At 64.2% G+C, this 25,892-nt stretch carries 28 protein-coding genes; 17 read left to right on the top strand and 11 right to left on the bottom strand.

What is annotated here, in order from left to right:
* Nucleotides 1-9 precede the first annotated feature (9 nt).
* The 6 genes from zwf to FCU66_RS34145 all read left to right on the top strand — a co-directional run bounded on the left by zwf (nucleotide 10) and on the right by FCU66_RS34145 (nucleotide 5,756).
* A complete protein-coding gene (gene zwf / locus FCU66_RS34170; protein ID WP_136618043.1) occupies nucleotides 10-1,386 on the top strand; it encodes a glucose-6-phosphate dehydrogenase in 1,377 nt (458 codons plus the stop codon).
* Between the two features lie 12 nt (nucleotides 1,387-1,398).
* A complete protein-coding gene (locus FCU66_RS34165; protein ID WP_136618044.1) occupies nucleotides 1,399-2,103 on the top strand; it encodes an ROK family protein in 705 nt (234 codons plus the stop codon).
* A gap of 215 nt (nucleotides 2,104-2,318) precedes the next feature.
* Nucleotides 2,319-2,780 (top strand): Ros/MucR family transcriptional regulator, encoded by a 462-nt coding sequence (locus FCU66_RS34160; RefSeq protein ID WP_136618045.1) that lies wholly within the window; start codon nucleotides 2,319-2,321, stop codon nucleotides 2,778-2,780.
* 120 nt (nucleotides 2,781-2,900) lie between these two features.
* Nucleotides 2,901-4,001 carry an aminotransferase class I/II-fold pyridoxal phosphate-dependent enzyme gene (locus FCU66_RS34155; RefSeq protein WP_136618046.1) on the top strand — a complete coding sequence of 367 codons (1,101 nt, stop codon included), beginning with the start codon at nucleotides 2,901-2,903 and terminating at the stop codon, nucleotides 3,999-4,001.
* 160 nt (nucleotides 4,002-4,161) lie between these two features.
* A complete protein-coding gene (locus tag FCU66_RS34150) occupies nucleotides 4,162-5,400 on the top strand; it encodes an MFS transporter (protein WP_136618047.1) in 1,239 nt (412 codons plus the stop codon).
* A 47-nt stretch (nucleotides 5,401-5,447) separates the two neighbouring features.
* Entirely contained in the window at nucleotides 5,448-5,756 is a 309-nt protein-coding gene (locus tag FCU66_RS34145; RefSeq protein WP_136618048.1) for an NIPSNAP family protein, read from the top strand.
* Between the two features lie 164 nt (nucleotides 5,757-5,920).
* Here FCU66_RS34145 and FCU66_RS34140 read toward each other — a convergent pair whose 3' ends face one another.
* The 6 genes from FCU66_RS34140 to hemC form a co-directional block, all read right to left on the bottom strand.
* Entirely contained in the window at nucleotides 5,921-6,637 is a 717-nt protein-coding gene (locus FCU66_RS34140) for a glutamine amidotransferase (RefSeq protein ID WP_136618049.1), read from the bottom strand.
* A gap of 18 nt (nucleotides 6,638-6,655) precedes the next feature.
* Entirely contained in the window at nucleotides 6,656-7,135 is a 480-nt protein-coding gene (locus FCU66_RS34135; protein WP_136618050.1) for a tellurite resistance TerB family protein, read from the bottom strand.
* A gap of 36 nt (nucleotides 7,136-7,171) precedes the next feature.
* The gene (locus FCU66_RS34130; protein ID WP_136618051.1) at nucleotides 7,172-8,773 is read right to left on the bottom strand and encodes a heme biosynthesis protein HemY; all 1,602 of its coding nucleotides are present in this window, start codon (nucleotides 8,771-8,773) and stop codon (nucleotides 7,172-7,174) included.
* A gap of 10 nt (nucleotides 8,774-8,783) precedes the next feature.
* Complete coding sequence (locus FCU66_RS34125; RefSeq protein WP_136618052.1) at nucleotides 8,784-10,268, bottom strand: COG4223 family protein; 1,485 nt, start codon at nucleotides 10,266-10,268, stop codon at nucleotides 8,784-8,786.
* 115 nt (nucleotides 10,269-10,383) lie between these two features.
* Complete coding sequence (locus tag FCU66_RS34120; RefSeq protein WP_136618053.1) at nucleotides 10,384-11,094, bottom strand: uroporphyrinogen-III synthase; 711 nt, start codon at nucleotides 11,092-11,094, stop codon at nucleotides 10,384-10,386.
* A gap of 1 nt (nucleotide 11,095) precedes the next feature.
* On the bottom strand, nucleotides 11,096-12,022 hold the full coding sequence (hemC, locus tag FCU66_RS34115) for a hydroxymethylbilane synthase (protein WP_136618054.1): 927 nt from the start codon (nucleotides 12,020-12,022) through the stop codon (nucleotides 11,096-11,098).
* Nucleotides 12,023-12,122: 100 nt separating this feature from the next.
* On the opposite strand from hemC, the gene tsaD reads away from it, so the two are divergent.
* Genes tsaD through FCU66_RS34085 form a run of 6 tightly spaced genes read left to right on the top strand, consistent with a single transcriptional unit; the run spans nucleotide 12,123 to nucleotide 16,137 of the window.
* Nucleotides 12,123-13,208 (top strand): tRNA (adenosine(37)-N6)-threonylcarbamoyltransferase complex transferase subunit TsaD, encoded by a 1,086-nt coding sequence (tsaD, locus tag FCU66_RS34110; protein WP_181956583.1) that lies wholly within the window; start codon nucleotides 12,123-12,125, stop codon nucleotides 13,206-13,208.
* A complete protein-coding gene (locus tag FCU66_RS34105; protein WP_136618056.1) occupies nucleotides 13,205-14,221 on the top strand; it encodes an NAD(P)H-dependent glycerol-3-phosphate dehydrogenase in 1,017 nt (338 codons plus the stop codon). Before tsaD ends, FCU66_RS34105 begins: the two co-directional genes overlap by 4 nt.
* Before the next feature lie 22 nt (nucleotides 14,222-14,243).
* A complete protein-coding gene (locus FCU66_RS34100) occupies nucleotides 14,244-14,540 on the top strand; it encodes a YciI-like protein (RefSeq protein ID WP_136618057.1) in 297 nt (98 codons plus the stop codon).
* 43 nt (nucleotides 14,541-14,583) lie between these two features.
* On the top strand, nucleotides 14,584-15,009 hold the full coding sequence (locus FCU66_RS34095) for an EVE domain-containing protein (RefSeq protein ID WP_136618058.1): 426 nt from the start codon (nucleotides 14,584-14,586) through the stop codon (nucleotides 15,007-15,009).
* Nucleotides 14,964-15,662, top strand: a complete 699-nt coding sequence (locus FCU66_RS34090; RefSeq protein WP_181956581.1) for a class I SAM-dependent methyltransferase — start codon at nucleotides 14,964-14,966, stop codon at nucleotides 15,660-15,662. The genes FCU66_RS34095 and FCU66_RS34090 overlap by 46 nt, the downstream gene beginning before the upstream one ends.
* Nucleotides 15,663-15,711: 49 nt before the next feature.
* The gene (locus tag FCU66_RS34085) at nucleotides 15,712-16,137 is read left to right on the top strand and encodes a DUF1761 domain-containing protein (protein WP_136618059.1); all 426 of its coding nucleotides are present in this window, start codon (nucleotides 15,712-15,714) and stop codon (nucleotides 16,135-16,137) included.
* 91 nt (nucleotides 16,138-16,228) lie between these two features.
* Here the strand turns inward: FCU66_RS34085 and gcvA are convergent, their stop codons facing one another.
* Nucleotides 16,229-17,179, bottom strand: coding sequence for a transcriptional regulator GcvA (gene gcvA / locus FCU66_RS34080; RefSeq protein WP_136618060.1), 951 nt, complete (start codon nucleotides 17,177-17,179; stop codon nucleotides 16,229-16,231).
* 130 nt (nucleotides 17,180-17,309) lie between these two features.
* Here gcvA and FCU66_RS34075 point away from each other — a divergent pair, with 130 nt between their 5' ends.
* Complete coding sequence (locus FCU66_RS34075; RefSeq protein WP_136618061.1) at nucleotides 17,310-17,564, top strand: hypothetical protein; 255 nt, start codon at nucleotides 17,310-17,312, stop codon at nucleotides 17,562-17,564.
* A 72-nt stretch (nucleotides 17,565-17,636) separates the two neighbouring features.
* Here the strand turns inward: FCU66_RS34075 and FCU66_RS34070 are convergent, their stop codons facing one another.
* Nucleotides 17,637-18,152 (bottom strand): L,D-transpeptidase family protein, encoded by a 516-nt coding sequence (locus tag FCU66_RS34070; RefSeq protein WP_168991879.1) that lies wholly within the window; start codon nucleotides 18,150-18,152, stop codon nucleotides 17,637-17,639.
* 165 nt (nucleotides 18,153-18,317) lie between these two features.
* Between FCU66_RS34070 and FCU66_RS34065 the strand changes: the two genes are divergently transcribed.
* From FCU66_RS34065 to FCU66_RS34050, 4 genes are all read left to right on the top strand, one after another.
* A complete protein-coding gene (locus FCU66_RS34065) occupies nucleotides 18,318-19,001 on the top strand; it encodes a response regulator transcription factor (protein ID WP_013528898.1) in 684 nt (227 codons plus the stop codon).
* A 123-nt stretch (nucleotides 19,002-19,124) separates the two neighbouring features.
* On the top strand, nucleotides 19,125-19,580 hold the full coding sequence (locus tag FCU66_RS34060) for a Crp/Fnr family transcriptional regulator (RefSeq protein WP_136618063.1): 456 nt from the start codon (nucleotides 19,125-19,127) through the stop codon (nucleotides 19,578-19,580).
* Nucleotides 19,581-19,587: 7 nt separating this feature from the next.
* Nucleotides 19,588-20,100, top strand: coding sequence for a GNAT family N-acetyltransferase (locus FCU66_RS34055; RefSeq protein WP_136618064.1), 513 nt, complete (start codon nucleotides 19,588-19,590; stop codon nucleotides 20,098-20,100).
* A gap of 103 nt (nucleotides 20,101-20,203) precedes the next feature.
* Complete coding sequence (locus FCU66_RS34050) at nucleotides 20,204-21,298, top strand: glycosyltransferase family 9 protein (RefSeq protein WP_136618065.1); 1,095 nt, start codon at nucleotides 20,204-20,206, stop codon at nucleotides 21,296-21,298.
* 48 nt (nucleotides 21,299-21,346) lie between these two features.
* On the opposite strand, the gene FCU66_RS34045 is transcribed toward FCU66_RS34050, so the two are convergent.
* The 3 genes from FCU66_RS34045 to FCU66_RS34035 form a co-directional block, all read right to left on the bottom strand.
* A complete protein-coding gene (locus tag FCU66_RS34045) occupies nucleotides 21,347-22,153 on the bottom strand; it encodes an exodeoxyribonuclease III (protein WP_023760940.1) in 807 nt (268 codons plus the stop codon).
* Nucleotides 22,154-22,320: 167 nt separating this feature from the next.
* Nucleotides 22,321-23,004 (bottom strand): outer-membrane lipoprotein carrier protein LolA, encoded by a 684-nt coding sequence (locus FCU66_RS34040; RefSeq protein WP_136618089.1) that lies wholly within the window; start codon nucleotides 23,002-23,004, stop codon nucleotides 22,321-22,323.
* A 151-nt stretch (nucleotides 23,005-23,155) separates the two neighbouring features.
* On the bottom strand, nucleotides 23,156-25,822 hold the full coding sequence (locus FCU66_RS34035; RefSeq protein ID WP_136618066.1) for a DNA translocase FtsK: 2,667 nt from the start codon (nucleotides 25,820-25,822) through the stop codon (nucleotides 23,156-23,158).
* Nucleotides 25,823-25,892: the final 70 nt, after the last annotated feature.

Genomic DNA, 25,892 nt, shown 5'->3' with positions numbered 1-25,892 from the left:
GACGCGCGCATGAGCCAGGAACGGTCCGACACGCTGGTGCTCTTCGGGGCGACCGGCGACCTCGCTCACAAGAAGATATTTCCAGCGCTTTACCAGATGGTCGCCAAGGGCACGCTCACCGAACCGGTGATCGGCGTCGCGTTCGACGCCTGGGACCTCAAGCAATTGCAGGCGCGTGCCCGCGACGGCATCGTCAATGCGCTGGGCAAGATCGACGAAAAGGTGTTCGCCAAATTCGCCTCCCTGCTGCGCTATGTCAGCGGCGACTACCGCGATGGAGCGACGTTCGAGAAACTGAAAAGCGCGCTCGGCACGGCGCAGCGGCCGCTGCACTACATGGCGGTGCCGCCGACCATGTTCGAGACCGTCGTCCAGGGCCTGGAACAATCGGGCACGGCGCATGGCGCACGGCTGATGGTGGAAAAGCCCTTCGGCCACGATCTGCAATCGGCGCGCTGGCTGAACCGGATTCTGCACCTGGTGTTCGACGAACAGTCGATCTTCCGCATCGACCACTATCTCGGCAAGGAAGCGATCCAGAACCTGCTCTATTTCCGCTTCGCCAACTCCTTCCTCGAGCCGATCTGGAACCGCAACTTCGTCGAGAGCGTGCAGATCACCATGGCCGAGGATTTCGGCGTCGAGGGGCGAGGCCGCTTCTATGACGATGTCGGCTGCATCAGGGACGTCATCGAGAACCACCTGCTCAACATCCTGTTGCTGCTTGCCATGGAGCCGCCTGTCGGCCGTTCCGCCGACGATTTGATCGACGAGAAGGTCCAGGTGCTGCGCGCCATCCGCACGCTGACCAGGGACGATGTCGTGCGTGGCCAGTTCACCGGCTATCTTGCCGAGCCGGGCGTAGCGCCGAACTCGCCGGTCGAGACCTTCGCGGCGGTGCGTTTCTTCGTCGATACCTGGCGCTGGCAGGACGTGCCGTTCTTCATCCGCGCCGGCAAGAACATGCCGGTGCATGTCACCGAAGTGGTGGTGCGGCTGAAGCGGCCGCCGCTCGATGTCTTCGACCCGATCAAGCCTGCCGACCAGAACTACGTCCGCTTCCGCATCGACCCCCAGGTGGTGATCGCCATCGGCGCCCAGCGCAAGGCGCCGGGCGACGACATGATCGGCGAGCAGGTCGAGCTGACGGCGCTCGACGACAGCAAGGGCGACATGCCGCCCTACGAGCGGCTGATCGGCGATGCCATGAACGGCAACGGTCAGCTGTTCACCCGCCAGGATGCCAGCGAGCTGGCCTGGCGCATCGTCGGCCCGGTGCTTGGCGACACCACGCCACCGCACCTCTACGAGCCGGGAACATGGGGCCCAGCGGACGTCATGGCCGGGTTCGGGCCGCCCAATGGCTGGATCGATCCGGTAAAGTGAGAGGGTGACACGATGGCCAAGGCGGTGAAACAACCGGCAGCCGATGCTGAAAAGATCGTGCTCTCGATCGATATTGGCGGCTCGCACGTCAAGATCCTCACCAGCGCCGGCGGCGAGGAGCGCCGCGCCGACTCCGGACCGGACCTGACGCCGCAGCAGATGATCGACGCGGTGAAGAAGCTCGCCGAGGGCCTGTCCTATGATGTCGTCTCGATGGGCTATCCCGGCCCGGTCAATCACAACAGGCCGCTGACCGACCCCGCCAATCTCGGCAAGGGCTGGGCTGGATTCGACTTCGCGGGTGCGTTCGGCAAACCTGTGAAGGTGGTCAACGATGCGCTGATGCAGGCCATCGGTAGCTATGAGGGCGGGCGCATGCTGTTCCTCGGGCTCGGCACTGGTCTCGGTGCGGCGATGATTGCCGACAATGTTGCCCAGCCGATGGAACTTGCGCACCTGCCCTACAAGAAGGGCAAGAGTTTCGAGGACTATGTCGGCGAGCGCGGCCTCGAAAAGCGCGGCAAGAAGAAATGGCGCAAATATGTTTTCGACGTTGTCGACCGGCTTCGCGCCGCCCTGCAGCCTGACTATGTCGTCATTGGCGGCGGCAATGTCGACAAGCTCGATGAATTGCCCGCCGACTCCAGGCGCGGTGACAACACACGCGCCTTCGAAGGCGGATTTCGTTTGTGGCGCGACAAGGCGCTGATAGTCTGATACTGTTATTGTTTAATATAGTTGTTCAAAATAACGTGTGACTTGACACCAAGTCATTGCGTTACGCAGATTTGCCGACTAGGAATTCCGCGCCACAACAACGCCATTCGTCCCGTGGGTGCACGAAGGACGCCATAGCATTTTGATTTCGCGCATGATCCTTTCCGAAAGTCGAATCCGATTTTCAGGTCATTCGCTGTAGACGGAGAAATAGAGTGACCGACGATAGCAACAGTACCCGTAAAGACATCGACCTGCTCGAGCTGACCGCTCACATCGTATCCGCTTATGTCGAGAAGAACCGCTTGCCCGTTTCCGGCCTGGCCGACCTCATCGCCAGCGTCAGCACCTCGATAAGCGGGCTCGGCAAGCCGGTGGTTCCGGTGGCTGCTCCCCTGGTCCCGGCGGTCAACCCCAAGAAGTCGGTGACGCCCGATTTCATTATCTGCCTCGAGGACGGCAAGAAGTTCAAATCGCTGAAGCGTCACCTCGGTGTGCATTTCGGCCTGACGCCGGACGCCTATCGCACCAAGTGGGGCTTGCCGTCGGACTATCCGATGGTCGCCCCCAACTACGCGGCCTCGCGCTCGCTGCTGGCCAAGTCGATCGGCCTCGGCCGCAAGGCCGCCCCCGTGAAGGCACCTGCCAAGGGCAGGAAGGCCAAGGTTTCAGCCTGAAGCAAAGACCCAATCCGGCTCTGAGCCAATAGATTGATTGGAGCCTGCCGGCGAATCCGCCTTGGCAGGCTTCATGTTTTTATGGCTTGGATGGGGCCGACAAGGTCTTTGGGGGAAGCCATGAACTACACCAGGATGGTGATCGAGAAAGAGGCGCCGGAAGAGTACGGCTACGAACGTATCCGCTACAATCTCTCCGAAAGTTCGATCGCCGACCAGAAGCTCTCCGACATCGGGCTGTCACTGCCTGATCTCACGCTTTTCTATGGCGAGCATCGCGGCGACAAGGCGTTGCGTGCACTGATATCGGCGCAGGACGCCGGTATTTCACCGGATGATGTCCTGATCACCGCCGGTGCCGCCGGCGCGCTGTTCATCATCTCGACCTCGCTCTTGTCGGCGAACGACCATCTCGTCGTCATCCGGCCCAACTACGCCACCAACATCGAAACCCCAAGGGCGATCGGCTGCGCCATCAGCTTTGTCGACCTGGCCTTCGAGGAAGGCTTCGCCATCGATGTCGAACGCGTCAAGGCGGCGATACAGCCGAACACGAAACTGATCAGCGTCACCTGCCCGCACAACCCGACCGGCACGATGATGAACCGAACCGAGCTCGATGCGCTGGTGGCGCTCGCGGAAAGCACGAATTGTCATCTGCTGGTCGACGAGACCTACCGCGACCTCTCCTACGGCCGTCGCCTGCCGGCGGCGGCGTCGCTCAGCCCGAAGGCGATCAGCGTCTCGTCGCTGTCCAAGGCCTTCGGCATCCCCGGCATCCGTATCGGCTGGCTGATCACCAGGGATGCGGAGCTTCAGGAGAAATTCCTCGCCGCCAAGGAGCAGATCGGCATCTGCGGCAGCGTCATCGACGAAGGCATCGCGCGCGGCATGCTTGAGCGCCGGGACGCCTTCCTGGCGACGCTGCTGCCCGAAATGGCGGGGCGTCGCGACATCGTCCAGGCCTGGATCGACCGCGAGCCACTGGTCGACTGGGTGCGGCCCGAAGGCGGTGTCGTCGGGTTCCCCCGCCTGAATGTCGATCCCGGCTTCGACCTCGACCGGTTCTATGTGAACCTGCTGGAGAACCACCGCACCTATGTCGGACCCGGCCACTGGTTCGAGATGGAGAAGCGCTTCTTCCGCGTCGGCTTTGGCTGGCCGACCGAAGCCGAATTGAGGGGCGGCCTCGACGCCATTTCCGCCGCGCTGAGGCAGTAACTTCCCCGTGCGGGCGATGGAACAGGCTGAAAATTCCTTGATCCAGCACTGATTTTAACGCATATCCGCGGCGAACTGAGCTAAAAGTTCCGCCAGCCGGACCAGCGCCCATCGTGGAAGTGCCCCGCCAGCTGATGCCATCGCAACGGGGCCTCACTCCATGACATCCGCACAAACCTCGCCGGACCAGCGCTATGCCGCGTTCCGCCACCGCTCCTTTCTGAGCTATTGGGCGGCGCGTTTCCTCACCACATTCGCCACCATGATCGTGTCCGTCGCCGTCGGCTGGCAGATGTACGACCTGACCCGCGACCCGCTCGATCTCGGCCTGGTCGGCATCGTCCAGTTCCTGCCGTCGCTGCTGCTGGTGCTGGTCACCGGCGTCGTCGCCGACCGCTTCGGCCGCCGCCTGATCATGGCGCTGGCGGTGGTGGTGGAGGCGATGTGCGCGCTGGCGCTGCTGTTTCTGACGCTGCGCGGCATCAGCGGGCCGCTGCCGATCTTCGCCGTCCTCGCCATGTTCGGCGTCGCCCGCGCCTTCTTCGGCCCGGCCTCCGCCTCGCTGTTCGCCAATCTGGTGCCATCGGAGGATTTCGCCAACGCCATCGCCTGGAATTCGTCGGCCTGGCAGACGGCGACCATCGTTGGCCCGGTTGCCGGCGGCCTGCTCTACGGCGTGTCGCCGGAAGTGGCCTACGGCACGGCCGCTGTCCTGATGCTTGTGTCCGGGCTGCTGATCTTCACCATCCCGAAGCCGTCGCAGCGCACCGAGACGGAAAAGCCGACGATGCAGCACCTGTTAGGCGGGTTCAGCTATATCTGGAGCGAGAAGATCGTGCTGGGCGCCATCTCGCTTGATCTGTTCGCCGTGCTCCTGTCCGGCGCTTCGGCGCTGCTGCCGGTCTACGCGCGCGATATCCTCCATCTCGGCCCGTGGGGACTTGGCCTGCTGCGCTCAGCGCCTGCTGCCGGCTCCATCTGGGTCGCCATCTGGCTGGCCGGCCATCCGATCCGCAACCATGCGGGACTGGTCATGCTCGGCGGCGCCGCGTCGTTCGGTGCCTGCACCGTGCTGTTCGGCCTGTCGACCATCACCTGGCTGTCGATCGTCGCATTGGCGCTGCTGGGCGCCACCGACATGTTCAGCGTCTATATCAGGGAAACGCTGATCCAGTTGTGGACGCCGGACGCGGTGCGCGGCCGCGTCAACGCCGTCAACCAGGTCTTCGTCGGCGCCTCCAACGAGCTCGGCGAATTCCGTGCGGGCACGATGGCGGCGCTCATCGGCACGGTGCCGGCGGTGGTGGTCGGCGGCATCGGCGCCATCGCGGTTGTGGGCCTGTGGGCCTATCTGTTCCCGCAATTGCGCAAGGTGCGCCATCTCAACGGGCGGAACTGACGTTCGCTCACGGTCAGCAAGATACATCACCCGTCACAGGAACTCCCATGATCACCTGTTACCTGAAATACGTCATTGATCCTTACAAGCTTGCCGAGTTTGAAGAATATGGCCGTCGCTGGATCGGTCTGGTCAATCGCCTCGGCGGAAACCATCATGGCTATTTCCTTCCGGGCGAAGGAGCGAACAATATCGCCTATGCCATGTTCAGCTTTCCGAGCCTTGCTGACTACGAGGACTATCGCAAGCGGATGGCTGCCGACCCGGAATGCCAGGATGTTTTTGAAACGGAAAAGCGCAATCGCAGCATTCTCAGCTATGAGCGCAGCTTCATGCGGCCAGTGCTCGAACCCTGATGCATGTCGCTCAAAAGCGGCTCCGGTTTTGAGACGACATGCATGGAGGCAAAGACCTTAAGCGCGTCGCCTGAATCCGTTTCGACGCGACGCGCTTTGGAGAAATTGCAGGAAAATCGCGAAACGGTTCTCCGTTCGGAATTGCGAAAAGCAAAGAGATGGAGCTACCGCGCAGCCGGCTTGCCGAAAATCATCCGCAGGAACTCGTCCAGCCAGCGCTTGAGATGCATGTCCCAGATCAGCCGGCCGCCGAGATGATCGCGGCCGGGCTGCGCGCCCGGCAACTCGAAGCGATGCGCGCCGCGCACCACCCAGCGCTGCATCATCACCCTGGTCAACTCGCCATGGAACTGGATGCCCCAGGCATTGTCGCCATAGCGGAAGGCCTGGTTGGGATAGGTCTCGGCCGTCGCCAAGAGCGTCGCGTCCCTCGGCAGCGAAAAACCCTCGCGGTGGAACTGGTAGACCATCTCAGGCCAGTGCATCAGCTGCTTGCCGGCTTCGGTCGCCTTCAGCTTGTACCAGCCGATCTCGACCAGTCCTTCGCCATGACCCTCGACCTTGCCGCCGAGATGATTGGCCAGCATCTGCGCGCCAAGGCAGATGCCTAGGAACGGCCGGTTCTCCCTGAGCGGTATTTCCAGCCAGTTGGTCTCGCGGCGGACGAACTCGTCCTCGTCATTGGCGCTCATCGGCCCGCCGAACACCACCGTGCCGGCGTGGCCATCCAGCGTTTCCGGCAAGCTGTCGCCCAGCGGCGGCCGGCGGATGTCGAGATCGAAGCCCTCTTCCAGCAGCATGTGGCCGACGCGTCCGGGGCTCGAATTCTCCTGATGCAGCACGATCAGGATTTTGGGCTTCGAACTCGTTTGGCGCGGCATGGGCAGGCGAAATCCCGTCTATTCGTCGCTCGATGTTCCGGTGGCGCCAGGTGCGTGCGCCGCCGCCTTGCGGCGCGCCTCGACGCGGTCGCGGCGTTCGACGCCGATCAGCTCGGCGACGCGCCAGACGGTGTTGTCCTCCAGTTCGTGCAGTTCGCCGTCGGCATAGACGATCTCCCACATCAGGCCGATGAAGGCCTTGCGCGCATCGGCATCGAGATGGCGCTTCAAGATACTGGTGAAGGCATAGAGATCGATCGCCTCATTGTCGGCCCGCTCGCCTGCGGCGGCAAGCGCTTCGAGTTCGGCGCCGCTGATCGAGTAGCTCTCCGCCAGCACCGCCTTGAAGCGCTCCCACTCGACATCCTGGCGCACGCCATCGGCATTCATCACATGATAGAGGAGCGCCGAGGCCGCAACGCGCGGATCGTCCGTGCTGGCATGCGTGCCGGCGCCGGCCGGCAAATCCCTCAGAAACGACAGAACGCGTTCAAACATAAGTCCATACCCCAACGGCCCGACGGCCGGCCCAATTCAAAACAGCCGAAACCGGCGCGACGATTTTTCCGCTTCCTCGTCCGGATCGACGCCGGGATCGTCCGGCAGCCGCGCAAGCTCCTCGGCCGGCTCGACGGCCTCGGCATCGGTCGGCACCGCGGCGAAGGCCGCCGCCGTGATCGGCCTGACATGATCCTCGTGGCTCTCGGCGCCCTTGCCCGCCGCCTCGCCCTGACCGGTATCATCGATCACCTCGGCCGGCCTTTTTTCGCTCGTCGGCTTTGTCAATGCTTCAATGACCGGCGCCGCGCTGGCTGGTGCATCCTCATGGCTGTCGATCAACTGGCCGAGACGCTCCATCGGCGCGCGCCACTCGAAGGCGTCGAGCCGGCCGGTGATCGGGGACACCGGCGCCCAGCGTTCGGACACCACGCCGTCGGCAACCCAGGCTGGATCGCGCGGCGCCCGCACCGCCCTGGACAGCAGCTGCCGCACCTTGCCCTGGTCGCCGGTCTCGGCCTCCTCGATGTCGGCGAGCAGCAGATAGGCGCCCTCGCGGCGGTCCATCCGGATCGCTGCCTCGGCCTCGCGACGGGCGGTCGAGAAATCCTGCGCGTCGAGTGCGGCCCGTGCCACCGTCATCGACGACTCGGCGTGGTTCTTCTTCATCTCCTGCAGCTTCTTCGCCCGGTTGAGGCGGTCGAGCACGGCGTCGCCCGGCCTCGCATGGGTATAGAGTTCGGCGACCTCCGGATGCGGCTCGGCCTTCCACGCCGCCTCGAGGATCTTTGAGCCCTTGCGCACATCGTTCTGCTTGAACAGCGCCGCGGCGGCGGCAACGGCGGCGGGCGCGAAGTCCGGCCGCAGCCGGTTGGCCTCGATCGCCGCGGTTCTGGCGGCAGCGGGATCGCTGTCGGCAAGCGCCTGCGCCTTGGCGGTCAACAGCACGGCGCGGCGGCGGGTGGCGGCATCGCGTTCGATCTGCCGTGTCGACTTCTGGGCGTCGACCAGTTTCAAGGCGCCGTCCCAGTCGCCGCGTGCGGTCAGCTCTTCCAGCGTCGATTCGGCCGCCCAGGCCAGCTGCGGCGCCACAGCGGCAGCACGGCCGGCATAATGCCTCGCGGCATTGCGGTCGCCGAGCCGTTCGGCTTCGAGATAGAGCCCGCGCAGACCAAGCAACCGCATTTCGGGATCGTCGAGCATGCTCTCGAATTTCTGCCGCGCGCCTTCGTGATCGCCTTCGAGCAGTGACGCCTGCGCCTCGAGCAGATGGATCAGCGGTTCCTGGTCGGAGCGGATCAGCTTGGCGGCTTCCTTGGTCTTCTTGCGGGCCAGCGCGCCGTCACCGGCGCCGGCGGCGATCATGCCGGTCGACAGCGCCTGATAGCCGCGGTCACGGCGGCGAACACGGAAATAGCGCGAGATGGTGTAGGGGCTGTTCCACAGCGACTTGAGCAGCCACCACAGGATCATCACCGCGGCGACGACGGCAACGACAGCCACCGCCGCCACCATCAGGCTGACCTGGTATTGATAGCCGCTGAAGGTGACAACCATGTCGCCCGGCCGGTCGGCCAGCCAGGCAAAGCCCAGCCCGAGTGCGAAGACGACGATGAGGAAGGCGAGCAGGCGGATCATTGTGTTGCCCTCATGCCTTCATCGCGCCGGAGATCAGCGCGTCGACCTGGGTTTCGACCTCGATGCGCGCCTTCAGTTTGCCGGCAAAGTCGGCGCCGGCAGCCTTGGCGGCTTCAGGCAGGGTGTCATACTCGCTGAGCGCCTTGGCGTAGTCGCCCTGGTTGACCGCCGCCTCCATGCGCGCGACGGTTTCCAGCGCACCGGCGCCTTCGACGGCGCCGATCGGCCTGACCTTGACCAGCGATTCGGCGCTGGACAAAAGGTTCTGCAGGAAGCCGGCATTCTCATCGACAGGCGTCGCAGCAGCGACCATGGCACTGGCGGCGGCATCCGCTTGCGTTGCGATCTCGGCGCGGGTGGGCACGCCCTTTTCGGCATAGGGACGCAGCGTCGCAAGCTGCGGCGCGTCCGGCGAAATCGCGGCAAAGGTTTCGAGTTCGGCCGAGAACGGCGCGCCACGGTCGAGCGCCGCCTTGAGCGCAGAGGCAGCAATGGCGAGCGCGATCTTCGGCTGTCCTGCGGCCGCTTCGACCTTGCCGGAAAGCTGCGACACCGACTGCTCCAGCGCGGTGAGCCGGCCATCCTGCGCCGTCGCCGCCTCGCCGGCCGACTTCACCTGCGCGTCGAGGCCAGCCAGTTTTTCGTTGAGCGGGCCGAGATCGACCGGGGCCGTGCTGCCGGCCTTGCCGAGCGCGGCGACCGCCGTTTCGATCTGCGCGACCTTGTCGCCCAGTGCGGCGAGCCCGGCGGTGTCGCCTGCTCCACCTTTCTCGACCGCCGATTTCAGCGCCGCGACATCGGCCTTGACCTGCTCCAGGCCCGAGGACAGGCCGACCACCTTGGCCGCTGCATCGCTGTTGCCGCCGGCGTCCTTCAAGCTTGCGATTTCGGTCTTCAGCGAGGCGATCTCGCCATTGACGCCATCGAGCGAGACACTGGCGCCGGAGCCCGGCGCCCCGAGCAGGCCGGCAAATTGCAGCCCGCCGGCGCCGACCAGCGCGATGACACCGCCGATGATGCCGGCGGCGATGCCGTTGAGGCCACCACGCTTTGCCGGGGCCGGTGTCGGCGCCACTCTGTCGTCCCGTGTCTCGGTTTTTGCCTTGCTGGCGTCGGTCTGGGTGCGCGTTGCCGACGCATCCTCGAAACTGTAGTCGAAGGCTTTGGCGCGGTTGGGCGGCGCATCCGAACCGGGGTAAGGGAGCTCCGGTTCGGCGGCTTTGGCTCCGGCATCTGCCGGCGCTTGCGCCTCCGCTGCCCCTGCGGCGGCATCGGCATGCTCCCAGGGCTCCAGATCGGTCTGGTCGGCGTGAACCGGCTCTTCGGGAATTTCGGATTGAGAGGCTTCCGTGGCCTCCACGGGCGCTTCTTCGGCGCCGGCCTGTGTCTTGGCGGCGTCCTCGTCGGCGATGCGTGAGACGGCGCCGGGCTCGAGGTCGATGGTCACCGGCTCGCGGCGGCTTTTCGAGTGTCGCATCTTCGGCGTCTTGACCATGCTTGGGCTCCGCACAATTCGCTTCGTCTCAACGCCCTGCGGCGCATGATGGTTCAGAAAGGGTCTAGCACATCACCAAGCGGTGAAAAGGGGCGGTGTGATGACGCGGCTCAGCTCACGCTCGCAAAAGCGCCAGCAGCGCTTCCTCGTCGGGCTGTGCGGCAATGCGGATTCTTTCGCTGGCGGTATCGTCGAGGACTGCCGCGATGCGCGCAGAAAGGGCGAAAAACCATGTTTTTTCAAAGAGCCTGTGCAGAGCGGGCCGCCTGGCCAAGGTTTGTATCGCGGCAGCCGCCTTGACTGAATAAAGCAGCACCGCATCGGCGGATTGGCCAGACAGACGCTCGAGGATGGCTTCGTCCGAATAACCCACCTGGAGCGTGTCATATGTCTCGACGGCGTGGACGTGAACACTCGCCGCCTTGAGCTCTTGCTCGAAGGCCGGAAACCGCACGCGTCCGCAGAGATAGACAATGGTCTTGCCCGAGAGATCAGCAGCAAGACTGTCAGCGAGACCTTCGGCATTGCCTGGGCCCTCGCTGACCGACAAGAACCCCGCTTTGCGCGCGGCTTCCGCCGTCCTTTTACCGACGGCATGGCAAGGTAAGGCGGCGAGCGCCGCGATGACTTCTTCCGGCGCATGGCGCACGGCATTGGCGCTGGTGATGGCAACGGCGACGGCAGCGTCCAGGACCAGTCCGGCATCGACCGGCAGCGCCACCGTTTCGGTGAGGGGCAAAAGAATCGGCTGAAACCCCGTTTCCCGAAGCTGCTGCGCCGTGCGCGAGGCGCCCGGTTCCGGTCTCGTCACCAGGACGCGAAGCATTTCAGAGCCAGCCGTCGAAGAACTTTTCGCCGGCCTTGGCCCGCACCGTCTTGGCTGCTTCGGCACCGATACGGGCGGCGTCCTGCGCCGACCCCTGCAGCTCGACCGTGTGCGACTGCGTACCGTCGGGCGAAATGATCAGCCCGGCAAAAGACAGCTTTCCAGCCTCGATCGCCGCATAGCCGGCGATCGGTGTGCGGCAGGAACCATCCAGCGCCGCCAGGAAGGCGCGCTCGCAGGCCAGCGCCTGACCGGTCGGAACATCATGGATTGCCACCAGCATCTTTTCGACATCGCGGTCGCCGATACGGGTCTCGATGCAGATCGCGCCTTGCCCCGGCGCCGGCGGGAAGATGTCGAGCGGTATCAGGTCGGTGACGACATGCTCGAGCCCGAGCCGCTTCAGCCCGGCATAGGCGAGGATGGTGCCGGCGGCGACGCCTTCGTCGAGCTTTCGCAGGCGCGTCTGCACATTGCCGCGGAACATCACCACGTCGAGATCGGGCCGCATGCGGCGGATCAGCGCCTGCCGCCTGAGCGACGACGAGCCGACTTTCGCTCCCTGCGGCAGGTCGGCGATCCTCTTCGCCGCCTTGCCGACAAAGGCGTCGCGCGCGTCCTCGCGCGGCAAGAAGGCCGAGAGTTCGAGACCGTCGGGCAGTTGCGTCGGCATGTCCTTCGACGAATGCACGGCGATATCGATCCGGCCCGCCAGCAGCGCCTCCTCGATCTCCTTGGTGAACAGGCCCTTGCCGCCGGCTTCCGACAGCGGCCGGTCCTGGATGCGGTCGCCGCTGGTCGAGATGACGACGACCTCGAACGCTTCTGCCGGCATGCCGTGCGCGGCCATCAGCCGCGCCTGCGTTTCCTGCGCCTGTGCCAGCGCCAGCGGGCTGCCGCGTGTTCCGATTCTCAAGATTGTTTGCATGGCGCGCGGTCCGTGATAACCCCCGGCAAGCGAGGCTTTTCCGGGCTTCTCCTAACGGGGAAAGCCCCATGATACAATCTTTAGGGACAGCGACGAATTGATCCGCGTGCTGGGCATTGAGACGAGTTGTGACGAGACCGCCGCCAGCGTCGTGGCGGTGGATGGCGATGCCGCGCCAAAAATCCTGTCCAACATCGTGCTCAGCCAGATCGAGGAACATGCCGCATTCGGCGGTGTCGTGCCGGAGATCGCGGCGCGCGCCCATGTCGAGGCGCTGGACGGCATCATCGAGGCGGCCCTTGCCGATTCGGGCGTCGCGCTCGCCGATATCGACGCGATTGCCGCCACCGCCGGTCCCGGCCTGGTCGGCGGGCTGATCGTCGGGCTGATGACGGCCAAGGCGATCGCCGCTGCGGCAAACAAGCCGCTGATCGCCATCAACCACCTCGAAGGCCATGCCTTGACCGCACGGCTGACCGACGGCCTCGATTTTCCCTATCTGCTGCTGCTGGTTTCCGGCGGCCATACGCAGATCCTCGCCGTGCGTGGCGTCGGCGACTATCAGCGCTGGGCAACCACCATCGACGACGCGCTCGGCGAAGCCTTCGACAAGACCGCCAAGATGCTCGGCCTGCCCTATCCCGGTGGACCGAATGTCGAAAAGGCGGCACAGGCCGGCAATGCCTCGCGCTTTGCCTTTCCGCGCCCGATGAAGGGCTCGGCGCAGCCCGACTTCTCCTTCTCCGGCCTCAAGACCGCCGTGCGGCAGGCGGCGACAGCGATTGAGCCCTTGAGCGACCAGGACGTCGCCGACATCTGCGCCTCCTTCCAGGCGGCGGTCGCCGATGCGCTGGCCGACCGCGTTTCTCGCGCGCTGACGCGCTTTCGGGGGACATTTCCCGACACCAGGAACCCGGCACTCGTCGTGGCCGGCGGTGTCGCCGCCAACCGCACGATCAAGGCGATGCTTGAGCGACTCTGTGCCGAGGCCGGCTTCACCTTCATTGCGCCGCCGCTGAAACTCTGCACCGACAATGCGGCGATGATCGCTTGGGCGGGCGTTGAGCGGCTGCGCGCCGGCATGGCGCAGGAGAACGGCTTCGATTTCGTGCCGCGCTCGCGATGGCCGCTGGACAGCATCTCGACACCGATGGTCGGCTCCGGCAGGCGCGGAGCCAAGGCATGACTGACCCGGATATGAAAAGTCCGGGCAAAAGCGGCTGGCGTGTCACCGTGCTCGGTGGCGGCGCCTGGGGCACGGCGCTGGCGCTGGCGATGCTGCGCGCCGGTCATTCGGTACGGCTGTTCGCGCGCGACCCTGAAACCGTCGCTTCGATCGGGCATGGCGAGAACCCGCGCTACCTGCCCGGCATCACTATTGCGCCCGGCATCGAGGCGATGAGCGACATCGAGGTGGCACTGGCCGGCGCCGATTGCGTGCTGGCGGTGACCCCGGCGCAGGCGTTGCGGGCAACGCTGGCCGCCGCGAAGGACCATATGCCGGCCGGTATCCCGCTCGTTCTCTGCGCCAAGGGCATCGAGCGCGACACGGGCGCCTTACTGTCGGCAATCGTCGAAGAGATCCTGCCGCAAAATCCGGTCGCCGCTTTGTCGGGTCCAAGCTTCGCCACCGATGTCGCCCGCGGCCTGCCGACGGCCGTTGTGGTCGCCGCCCGCGACGAGGCATTGGCCGCCGATCTCGCTGTCCGCTTTTCGGCCGAGAACCTGCGCTGCTATTCGAGCGACGACCTGATCGGCGTCGAAATCGGCGGCGCCTTGAAGAACGTCTTCGCCATCGCCGCGGGTGCTGTCACCGGCGCCGGGCTCGGCGCCAGCGCCCAGGCCGCCATGGTGACGCGCGGCTTTGTCGAACTGCGCCGCATCGGCGCTGCCTTCGGCGCCAGGCCGGAGACCTTGATGGGGCTTTCCGGCCTTGGCGACCTGCTGCTGACCTGCTCGTCCACCCAGTCGCGCAATTTCGCCTACGGGCTGGCGCTCGGGCAAGGCAAGCCGCTGGCCGGATTGCCGCTGGCCGAGGGCGTGCCGACGGCGGCGATCGCTGCCCGCATCGCCACCGAGCGCGCCATCGACGCCCCGATCATCGCCGCCGTCGCCGCCATACTGGACGGCACCATCACCATCCGGCAGGCTGTGACCGCTCTGATGACCCGGCCGCTGAAGACCGAAACCAACGATTGATCCCAAGATCAGGAGAGAGACCATGCTGTTTGCTGTGATTTGCAAGGACAAGCCGGGAAGCCTGCAAGTGCGCCTCGACACGCGGCCCGAGCATATCGCCTTTCTCGAAGGGTTGAACGGCGACAAGAAGCTGGCTTTCGCCGGTCCGTTCCTTGACGCCGAAGGCAAGCCCAATGGCAGCCTCGTCGTCATCGAGGCGCCCGACATGGCCGGTGCGCAGGCCCTGTCGGCCGCCGACCCCTACGCCAAGGCCGGCCTGTTCGAAAGCGTCGAAATCCGCCCGTGGAACTGGACGTTCAACAAGCCTGCGGCTAGTTAAATTCCGGTCGCTGGCGGATGACCCGCAAGGAGGAGCAAAAGAAATGAACCACTGGCTGTTCAAATCGGAGCCATTCAAGTTCTCCTTCGAGATGCTGAAGGCCAAGGGCAAGGCTGGCACGCAATGGGACGGCGTGCGCAACTATGCCGCGCGCAACAACATGAAGGCGATGCAGATCGGCGACCTCGGCTTCTTTTATCATTCCAACGAGGGGCTGAACGTAGTCGGCATCGCCGAAGTCTGCGCGCTGGCCCACCCAGACACCACGTCGGACGATCCGCGCTGGGAATGCGTCGACATCCGCGCCGTCAGGGATGTGCCGAACCCGCCGACGCTGGAAGAGGTCAAGGCCAATCCGAAGCTTGCCGACATGGCGCTGGTGCGGCTCGGGCGGCTTTCCGTGCAGCCGGTGACGCCGGCCGAATGGAAGGAAGTCTGCCGCATGGGCGGCCTGACGCCTGCTCCGTGACGGCGCTGACGCCCAACAGCGCGAAACAATTCATTCTCGACAACACGGCGCTGATGACGCCGCCGCACGTGCCGGAGATTTTTCTGCGCCTCGCCGACGAGGCGCATGATCTGTGGCAGCGGACAGAGGATGAGCTGGTCGAGATCGGCCTGCCGCCACCCTTCTGGGCCTTTGCCTGGGCCGGCGGCCAGGGCCTTGCCCGCTATGTCCTGGACAATCCCGGCACGGTGCGGGGCAAGCGCGTGCTCGACTTCGCTTCCGGCTCCGGCCTTGTCGCCATCGCCGCCGCCAAGGCAGGTGCTGCCAAGGTGATCGCCACCGACATCGATCCGTTCTGTGCGACCGCGATCCGCCTCAATGGCGAGGCCAACGATGTCGCAATCGAATTCCTCGGCACGGATTGCATCGGCACCGATGCAGGTTGGGACGTGATCCTGGCCGGCGACGTTTTCTACGACAAATCCTTCGCCGACCTGCTGATGCCGTGGTTCGCAACCCTGAAGGCGCGTGGCGCCGAGATCCTCGTCGGCGATCCCGGCCGGTCGTATATGCCAAAGGCAGGGCTGGAGCCGCTTGCGGTCTATGAAGTGCCCGTCACGCGGGCACTGGAGGATTCCCTGGTCAAGCGCACGACCGTCTGGCGGTTCGCTTGACGCGATCGCCGAACAGGCGTTCCATCACACCGCATCGGAGGGGGAAATCATGGATTTTTCAGCGGTAAACTGGCTGGCGGTGATCGCCGCCGCAATCGTGGCATGGCTGTTCGGCGCCGTCTGGTACATGGGCCTGAGCAAGCCGTGGCTGAAGGCCGCCAAGCTTGACCCGGCCACGATGAAGAGATCGCCGCTGCCCTTCGTCATCAGCTTCATCGCCGAACTGGTCATGGCCTACATTATGGCCCTGGTCGTCGGCGCGATGACCGGCGGCGAGCCGACACTGCTTGCCGGCCTGGTCTTCGGTTTTGTGCTTTGGCTGGGCTTCGTCGCCACGACGCTCTCGGTCAACCACCGCTATGAGAATTTCGGCTGGGACCTGACCCTCATCGACGGCGGCCACTGGCTCGGTGTGCTGCTGATCATCGGTGCTGTGATCGGCTGGTTCGGCGCGGCGGCGGAAGCGGCGGGCTGAGCGCCTACGGCTGACGGAGAGGCTGCCTAGAGCTCTTTGTTTTGACGCAATTCCTGACGGAAAACCGTTTCACACTTTTCCTGGAATTGCTCTAGAACGCATCCCAGCTGCGAAGCGTCGGGTCGGGCTGCGGATTGTGGACTTCGTTCAGGATCCAGTCCCTGAAGGCGATGATCCTGGCATCATTCGCGGATTCGACGGGATAGACGACGTGATAGGCGAAGTCGGGCGTAACCTTGATGCCCAGTTCGAACGGTTGCACCAGCCTGCCCTCGGAAAGGTCGTGCGCCACCATGAAGAAATCGGCCAGCGCGACGGCATTGCCGTCGAGCGCCGCCTGCACGGCATCGGAGGAATTGACGAAGACGATCGTCCGGCTGTCGTCGAAATCGTCAACGCCGGCGGCCGCCATCCACATGCGCCAGTTCGGCCATATGATACCGAGGCGGGACCATTCGATATGGGCGAGCGTGTGATGGAAGAGGTCGCGCGGTTCCTTCAACGGTAACGCCCCCCGCAACAGGGCCGGGCTGCAGACCGGAATGATGACGTTGTCGAACAGCCGGTGGGTGCAGAGGCCCGGATATTTGCCGGCGCCGAAACGGATGCCGATATCGACGTCGTCCAGGTCGAAGTCGCGCACTTCATAGGTGATGTCGAAGCGGAGGTCGATGCCCGGCTGATGCTTGCGAAAATCATCGACGCGCCGCATCAGCCATTTTGTCGCGAACTGCGCATCCAGCGTCACTTTCAGCAGCGCCGTGCCGCGCGTCAGCTTTTGCGCCCGCGAAACGGCCCGGCCAAGCAGGTCGAGCGCGTCGGTCGAGGCCTCGAACAGCACCGTGCCCGCCTCGGTCAGCCGGATGGTGCGGCTGGTGCGCGTAAACAGCACCAGTCCGAGCTGATCCTCGATTTCCTTGATCTGGTGGCTGACGGCGGCTGGCGTCAGGCCCAGCTCATCGGCGGCGCGGGTGAAATTGAGGTGCCGGGCCGCTGCTTCCAGCGTCCTCAAGGCGCGAGTTCCAGGCAGCAGGCGGGCCACTCTATCCTCAAATAAAACTTGACGATCCAGAGAAAACTACTCGTTTCTCGCAGGGATTTCAATCCGGCATAATCCCACCATCGAAACATCATCAAGCCGGATTTGATATCCGGAGAGACCGGATCACACCATGTCCATCATCGTTTTGAAGTCATCGACACCCCGACCGAACTGGCTGACCGAGGCCCTCGACTGGTTGCGTCACGCCAGGGTCGCGATCAATCTCCCGCACCAGAACGTCGAAGACCTGTCGGATCGGCAACTGCGCGACGTTGGCGCCAGGCGCAAGGACATCACACGCGCCATGGACCGCGAGATGGGCCGCCTCGGCCTGCTCGACATCGGCTGGCAGCAGCCGCGTCAGGGAATAGGCAGTAGGAAATAGGCAGTAGGGAAAATCAAGTCAGCGCCGACAGGTAGCCCTACTGCCTACTGCCTACTGCCTACTGCCTACTGCCTACCTCACCACCCTCACCACAGTCCGATCCGACAGCAGCGGCAGCAGCCGCGCCATCGTTTGCGCCGTGACAGCCACACAGCCTTGCGTCGGCGTGAAGCCGGCGCGCGCCAGGTGGAAGAAGATGGCGCTGCCGCGCCCGCGCCGGCGTGGCGACAGGTTCCAGTCGAGCACCAGGCAGGCGTCGTAGAGCCGGTCGTCGCGCCGCATGCGTTCGTGGCTGGCGCCATAGGGAATCTTGACCGGCCTGTTGTAGTTGCGGTCGTCAGGCACTTCGCACCAACCCAGATCAGGCCCGATCGGCGTCATCGCCAGACGGGTCTTGCGTCCGCTGGAGAACTGATCTCCCCGGAAATATCCCGACAGGATCCGCATCGCGGCCAGCGGCGTGGCGCCGTCGCCTTCGCGCTTGCCGGACGAGATGCCGCCGCGCCCCAGCGCACACGCAAACACCGTTCTGCCCGCCTGCAGCAGCCCTTGGCTTGGATGGCCAGGCCTGGCCCGCACGGTCAGCACGCGCAGCCCTTTTCGCAAAATTGCGCCGGCTGCATTGCGATCGTGTTTTTTCTTGTATGATCGGGCCACGGAACAAATCACTGTGATCGGCTGTTGTGTCGGTCAGCTTCCGCATAAACAGGCAGCGGTCAACTGAATTTTCTTTTCAAAACAACGGATTGATCCATGACTTCACGCACCATTCTGATCGTCGACGACGATGACGACCTGCGCGGCACACTGGTCGAGCAATTATCCCTTTACGAGGAATTCGACGTGCTGCAGGAATCGACTGCGGCAAAAGGTGTCGCCGCCGCGCGCGGCGGCCTCATCGATCTGCTCATCATGGATGTCGGGCTGCCCGACATGGATGGCCGCGAAGCGGTGAAGATCCTGCGCAAGGGCGGCTACAAGGCGCCCATCATCATGCTCACCGGCCACGACACCGATTCCGATACGATTCTCGGTCTCGAGGCCGGCGCCAACGACTATGTGACGAAGCCGTTCCGCTTCGCAGTGCTGCTTGCACGCATTCGGGCGCAATTGCGCCAGCATGAGCAGAGCGAGGACGCCACCTTCTCGGTCGGACCCTACACCTTCAAGCCCAGCCAGAAACTGCTACTCGACCCGCGCGGCGGCAAGGTGCGGCTGACGGAGAAGGAGGCCTCGATCATCAAATATCTCTATCGCGCCGACCAGAAGGTGGTGACGCGCGACGTGCTGCTCGAGGAAGTGTGGGGCTACAATTCCGGCGTCACCACGCACACGCTGGAAACCCATGTCTATCGGCTGCGCCAGAAGATCGAGCGCGATCCTTCCAATGCGGAAATTCTTGTGACAGAAAGCGGCGGCTACAAGCTGGTTCCTTAAACATTTCATTATCCAATGAGCGGTCGGGCGGGGACGCTTTTCGGGTACGGTCCTGAAGCTGGAGGTGGTTTGGATCGAACTCGCAGAGGAGGAGTCGGACTGTCGGTTCGGGGACATAGCTAGATGGCGCTGGATGACGACATCCGCATCCTGTCCGCCGTGAGGCTCTTCGAGGGCTTCACGCAGGAACAGTTGCGCCTGCTCGCCTTTGGCGCCGAGAACACCAGGCTGAGCGCAAACCACAAGCTTTACCGCGAGGAGGACGAGGCCGATTCGGCCTATATCGTCGTCAGCGGGCGCATCGTGCTCTATCGGGAGCACGATGGCGAACGCATTCCGATAGGCACCGCCGGCCCCGGTACGATCCTGAGCGAACTGGCATTGATCGCCGACACCAACCGGCTGACCAGCGCGTCGGCCGAAATCGATTCGGAAGTGATACGGCTCAGCCGCAAGATGTTCCGCCGCATCCTGGAGGAATATCCGGAAGTGGCGGTGCAGTTACACCAGCGCATCCTGGAGGATTTCCAGGCGATGATCCGCCGCATCGAAGAACTGGCGCCGCGCTTCACCGACTGAGGCGCAGATGAACTTCCAGCTTGTACGCGCTGGCGAAAATGACCTGCCCTTCATCATGGCGACCGAACGGCGCGAGGGCTATGATGCCTTGGTCGGGCGCTGGGACGAAGCGCGTCATCGCGAGGCCCTTTTCGACGGCAGCCATGCCTATTTTGTCGGTGTCGACGGGTCCGAGCCGATCGGCTTCGTGATCCTTCGCCAATGGGCCTCGGCCGAGCGCCTTACGCTGGTCAAGCGCATCGCCGTCGTCGCACCAGGACAAGGCCACGGCAGAATGCTGTTGGCGGCGGCGGTCGATCGGGTTTTCGTCGAGACCGACGCCTACCGGCTCTGCATTGGCCTTTTCCCGGACAATCATCGCGCCCGGCGCGCCTACGAAGCTGTCGGCTTCACGGCTGAGGGCATTGCGCGCGGCAGCGCGTTTTTCAAGGGCGTGCACCGTGACGAGCTGGTCATGGCGCAACTGCGGCCGGAGTGGGACGAACGCCGACAAGGTGATCATCCCGCTGCCCGGACCTGAGCGTCGAGGTTCCGTTGACAGGCAAGAGGTGAAATCCTACAGAACCTCGAAGGCGGGCGGCCTAGCAGGCACCGTCACCACCAGGCTCCTGGGGGAGCGAGGCATGCTGCCAGCTCGGTACGAGACGATTATCTTGTATTCCCGCAATGACGCGTTCGGCGACGGATTGGTCCGGATTCCGGCCTTGCGCGCTGCCAGAACGGCATTCCCCGACAGTTTTATCGTCTACGGAACCACCGGGTCATCAACCCTTGAACATGTCCTCAATCGCCATGTCGATCACCTTGTCGATGCGATCAATGTGCGGACGCCCCTGATGCATCTGGTGGCCAACCACCGCAAGGGCAAGGGGCGATTGGCCGTTGTCGATTTCCGCATCTCGGGGCGCTGGCTGATTCAGACCTGGGGCTCGCTGCTCGGCCGCGGCATTGCCTATGAAGCGAACTTCCCGGCTTTCGCCCTTTCCTGGCGCCCGGGTCAGAAGCCCGAAGCACGCCCCGAGCGCAACGCATGGCGCTACCACCGCCTCATCGAGCGTCTTGCGGGCAAACGGTTGCCTTTCGACCATCGGCTGGAGCCCACCCCGGCCGCCCGGGCTGCGGCCAGGACCCTGGCGGGCGGCAAGCATGCTCCATTGATCATCATCGCGGCGCATGGTGACGGCGGCAAGCGATTGACCGCGGATCAGGTTGTCGCGGTATCCGCCAGCATGATCGCCGACGGTGCAAACCTCATCTATGTGAAAACCCCGGGTGACGGCCCCGATATGGCTGAACTGGCCCAACGCGTGCCGAAATTGCTGCTTGTCGATTCCACTACGGTCGAGGGCGTCAATGTCAGCGACGTTCTGCTTGCGCTCGGAGAGTTTGCCGATCTCTACATTGGCGCCGAAGGCGGTACGGCGCATCTGATGGCTACGGTGATGACACCGATGATCATCGTCAGTGGCGGTGCCAGCATGGCACGCTGGAGGCCGCTTTCGAACAATGTGGACGTCATTGCATCCCGCCATGCAAGTTCAACCGGCTTGGTCGCCAATGTCCCGGCGCCGATAATCATCGAAGCGGCGCAACGCATGCTGGCGGTGCGCCACCGCGACCACCTCCATCTGCCGGATAACGCGGCGGAACACCTGTCAACGCAGCAGTCCTGGGACGGGGACATGCGCAACGACAAGGACTTGAAGCGCGTCGTCTGAACCGTTTGGGTGCAGCGTCAGGCCGGCCTCACCTGAATATCGACAGACCTAATCCAGATCGAACCGCGCGATGACAGGCACATGGTCCGAGGGGCGCTCCCAGCCGCGCGCCAGGCGCAGGATCTCGTAGCCGGAAAAGCTGGGCACCAGATTCGGCGACGACCAGACATGGTCGAGCCGCCGGCCGCGGTTCGACGCTTCCCAGTCCTGCGCGCGGTAACTCCACCAGGTGTAGAGCTTCTGCTCATGCGGCACGTTGAGCCGCATCAGGTCGACCCAGTTGCCGGCGAGACGCATCGCCTCGAAATTTTCCGTCTCGACCGGCGTGTGGCTGACCACGTTGAGCAATTGCTTGTGCGACCAGACGTCGTGTTCGAGCGGGGCGATGTTGAGGTCGCCGACCAGCACCGAGCCGGACACCTCGTCATGCTCGGCCCGGATGGCATTCATCTCGGCGACGAAATCGAGCTTGTGCTTGAACTTCCTGTTGATGACAGGATCCGGTTCGTCGCCGCCCGCCGGAACGTAGAAATTGTGCAGCAGGATCGCCTTGCCGCCGGCCCGCACCGTCACCGAAAGGTGCCGGCTGTCCTCGATCTCGCAGAAGCGCCGCTTCTCGACCACCTCGATCGGCCGCCGCGCCACCGTCGCGACGCCGTGGTAGCCCTTCTGGCCATGGAAGGCGATGTGCTCGTAGCCGAGCTTGCGGAAGGCCTTTTCGGGAAACAGCTCGTCTGGAACCTTGGTTTCCTGCAGGCAGAGCACGTCAGGCGCATGCTCGACGAGCAGGCGCTCGACGATCGGCATGCGCAGCCGAACGGAGTTGATGTTCCAGGTGGCGATGGAGAAGGGCATTGGCAATCCAGGACAGCGTACGGCCGGCCAGAACCGATGGATCCTGACGGGGAAGACGCCTTTTGACGGAGTCAGTTCGGGAAACTGCCAGCCGCGAGCCGCAAAGACAAGCCGGCCAACGCCCCACGAGGCGCGGCCCGGTGCTTTCCACAGCTATAACGACAGGGCTAGCGCGACTTGTTGGTGTTGAGCTCGCGATTCGCCGTGTAGTCGATGGCGAAAGTATCGGGGGCGAAGCTGACGCCTTCCTTGGTGTTGAAGATCATCACCGTTGTGTCCTTGCCCTGCGCGTCGGTGATCGTCCACTGTCGCAAATCAAAGGTTTTCGGATCGAACATCATCGTGATCTTCGAATTGCCGAACACGGATTTGTCGGCGAGCTGGATGGTGGTGAGGTCATCCTCTTGCTTGACGCTTTTGACGCGGTCGCCGGAGAGGTCGATCCTGGTGTCGAGCAGCAACTTCAGAGGCGTCTTCGACAACGGATAGAGATCGGACGTGTTGAGCTTCTTGTTCAGGATGACCACCGATTTGCCGTCTGAAATCACCCGGAAGTTCGAAGAGCCGTCATAGTTGAAGCGGATCTTGCCCGGCCGTTCGAGGAAGAACTTGCCGCCGGTCTGCTCGCCCTTGGGGCCGAACTGCACGAATTCGCCGCTCATCGATTTGACCGAGGAGAAATGGTCGGCGATCTTCTGTGCCGCGGCCGGTACGGCCGCTTGCGCCGAAGCCAGCACCTGGAAGCCGGGCACCGCGTTGAAGGCTGCCGCCCCAGCAAACGCCAAGCCGAGGCCCAGCAACTGACGCCGGGAGGGAGCAAACTTGCTGAGCGCTGAAGGATCATTTTTCATGTCGGTCACTCTCATCTGATTCCTGAGTTGTTGTGTGCTTGGACCCCCAGTTAGGCTGAAGTTTGGCGGGTCAGGCGTCCCTCAGTCGCTTCAACGTCTTGAATGGTTCAAGGTTGCGAGACCGGGATGTCACAAGGGTCAGGCCTTCTGATCAGAACTTGTCCTCTTCGGTCGGCACCAGGATTTCGCGCTTGCCGGCATGGTTGGCCGGGCCGACAATCCCCTCTTTCTCCATCTTCTCGATGATCGAGGCGGCACGGTTGTAGCCGATGCCCAGCCGGCGCTGGATATAGCTGGTCGAGGCCTTGCCGTCGCGCAGCACCACGGAAACCGCCTGATCGTAAGGATCGTCGGAATCCTCGAAATTGCTGTTGCCGCCACCGCCGCCGGAACCACCCTTGCCGGACGGCTCGTCGTCGTCCTCGCCGTCATCCTCGGTGATGGCGTCGAGATATTCGGGCACGCCCTGCAGCTTCAGATGCGCGACGATCTTCTCGACCTCTTCATCGGCGACGAACGGGCCGTGCACGCGCTGGATACGGCCGCCGCCGGCCATGTAGAGCATGTCGCCCATGCCGAGCAGCTGCTCGGCGCCCTGCTCGCCCAGAATGGTGCGGCTATCGATCTTCGATGTCACCTGGAAGGAGATGCGGGTCGGGAAATTGGCCTTGATGGTGCCGGTGATGACGTCGACCGAAGGGCGCTGCGTGGCCATGATGACGTGGATGCCGGCGGCGCGCGCCATCTGCGCCAGGCGCTGCACGGCACCCTCGATGTCCTTGCCGGCGACCATCATCAGGTCGGCCATCTCGTCGATGATGACGACGATATAGGGCATCGGCTCGAGATCGAGGTTCTCGGTCTCGTAGATCGCCTCGCCAGTCTGGCGGTCGAAGCCGGTCTGCACGGTGCGCGAGATCTTCTCGCCCTTCTTGTCCGCCTGGCTGACGCGGGCATTGAAACCATCGATGTTGCGCACGCCGACCTTGGACATCTTGCGGTAGCGGTCCTCCATCTCGCGCACGGTCCATTTCAGCGCCACCACCGCCTTCTTCGGATCGGTGACAACGGGCGTGAGCAGATGCGGGATGCCGTCATAGACCGAGAGTTCCAGCATCTTCGGATCGATCATGATCAGCCGGCAATCCTGCGGCGTCAGCCTGTAGAGCAGCGACAGGATCATGGTGTTGATGGCGACCGACTTGCCTGAGCCCGTGGTGCCGGCGACCAGCACGTGCGGCATCTTGGCGATGTCGACGATGACCGCCTCGCCATTGATGGTCTTGCCCAGCGCCAGCGCCAGCTTGGCCTTCGTCGTCTCGAAATCGCGGCTGGCCAAGATCTCCCTGAGATAGACGGTTTCGCGCTTGGCGTTGGGCAGTTCGATGCCGATGGCGTTGCGGCCGGGCACCACGGCGACGCGGCAGGCGATGGCGCTCATCGAGCGGGCGATGTCGTCGGACAGGCCGATGACCCGCGACGATTTGATGCCGGGCGCCGGTTCGAGCTCATAGAGGGTGACCACCGGACCCGGACGGACGGCGATGATCTCGCCCTTGACGCCGAAATCCTCCAAAACGCCTTCGAGCAAGCGGGCATTCTGCTCCAGCGCATCCTTGGACAGGCTGGCGTCGCGCACCACGTTCTTCGGCTCGGACAGGAAATGCAGCGACGGCATTTCGAATTTTTCCGAGCCGATCAGCGATGTCTGCGCCTCGCGCTGGACGCGGGCGCCGGGCACGGGGCGCGCCGCCGGCGCCTCGACGCGGGTGGCGGCATCGGAGCGGAACGGCTGGACCCTGGCGGTCGGTGCGCCGCGCCGCTGGCTGACGGGCTCGTGTTCCGGCTCGAAATCCATGTCGTCGTCGGCTTCGAAGATATCGGCATCGTCGGGGTCGAGCGAGGCGCTGCGGTCATTGACCATGGCGGCGAAGAATTCGGGCTCGACGCGGGCGCGGCCATCCGGGCTCATCCGCTGCTCGGCGAACTCGGCCGATTCGACCCGTTCGGCGGCGCGCCGCCAGGCGGTGGAGCGCTGCTCCATCTCCGGTTCGTACTCGTCCCGCTCCTGCCTGCGGCGTACGGCGCGGCGGTGCATCCACGCGCGGAACGAGAGCCACCAATGCGTAATTGCCCCGAGCGCCAGGATACCTTCGTCGCCTTCGTCCTCGTCATTGTCGAACAAAAGCTCGTCCTCGCGCGGATCGACGGCAGGCTCGTCCTCCATGACGGCGAAGCCGTTCTTGCGTCCGATCAGCGCCGAGCCAAGGGCAAAGAGCCACAGCGCGGGTGCGGCCAGCAGGATGGCGATGATGCTGGCGATCAGCCCGGTCGGATAGCCGCCGATGACGACGCTGGGGATCTTCAGCACCATGTCGCCGAACACGCCGCCGAGGCCGGTGGGCAGCGGCCAGGTCTTGGGCGGCACGACGCAGCCGGCCATTGCAGCGGCCAGCAGCGCGAAGCCGAACCAGGACAGCCCGCGTTTGGGCAGCCTGTCGACGCCGCGCGCGGAAAACAGCAGGAAGCCCCAGATGACGGCCGGAACCAGGGCCGCAACCGCGGCGAGGCCGAAGAACTGCATGGCGAGGTCGGAGAACACCGCACCCGCATAGCCCATGGCGTTGGTGACGGTGTTGTTCGTCGCGTGGGAGAAGCTCGGATCGGCGACGTTCCAGGTGGCGAGGCTAGCGACGCCAAAGGCTACAGCCAAGAACAGCCCGGCGCCGACCAGCCGCCCGACCTGACGCCGCGCGAACGCCTGGATGCCGTGCCCCGTATCGGCCAGCGCGAGCGGTGCTGAAGCCCCTGAACGCATGCTCTTCCCCGTCTGTCATGGACTCGCCGGATGCGTGGCGCACTCCGGCAGATTCGGGTGTCAGACTATC

The sequence above is a fragment of the Mesorhizobium norvegicum genome (genome assembly GCF_004919685.1).
GTDB classification, from domain to species: Bacteria; Pseudomonadota; Alphaproteobacteria; order Rhizobiales; family Rhizobiaceae; genus Mesorhizobium; species Mesorhizobium norvegicum.
Note: the sequence above shows the minus strand (reverse complement) of the source record. Positions and strands in the feature narration are given on the sequence as shown.